The 365-nt window shown below is 31.2% G+C and carries 1 pseudogene; it reads left to right on the top strand.

What is annotated here, in order from left to right:
* Positions 1 to 192, top strand: a pseudogene (locus D9V42_RS14840) (N-acetylmuramoyl-L-alanine amidase); the annotation flags it as partial.
* Between the last annotated feature and the right edge of the window lie 173 nt (positions 193 to 365).

The following is a 365-nucleotide window of genomic DNA, read 5'->3' as shown; positions in this document are numbered from 1 at the left end:
TGGTTATACAGTAAAGATGATTGGGTTAATTTTGACCAAATTATCAAAGCTGATGGCTATTGGTGGATTCGTTTTAAATATGTACAACCTGGTTCAAGTAAAGATTATTTCTATTGTGCAGTATGTCGCATTACTGATCCACAAGAGAAAATTAAGAATGAAAAGTATTGGGGAACAATTACTTGGAAATAAACGATTAAGTCGGCACAGTGTGTCGGCTTTTTATTATTAAATGGAGGTAATATTATGGTAAATGCAGTAATGACAAAAAATGAATTTTTAGTTTGGTTGAATAATTCAATTGGTAAACAATATGATTTTGATGGTTGGTATGGTTATCAATGTTATGATTACGCTAATGCAGG

The organism is Staphylococcus pseudoxylosus (assembly GCF_003697915.1).
Lineage (GTDB): Bacteria > Bacillota > Bacilli > Staphylococcales > Staphylococcaceae > Staphylococcus > Staphylococcus pseudoxylosus.
Note: the sequence above shows the minus strand (reverse complement) of the source record. Positions and strands in the feature narration are given on the sequence as shown.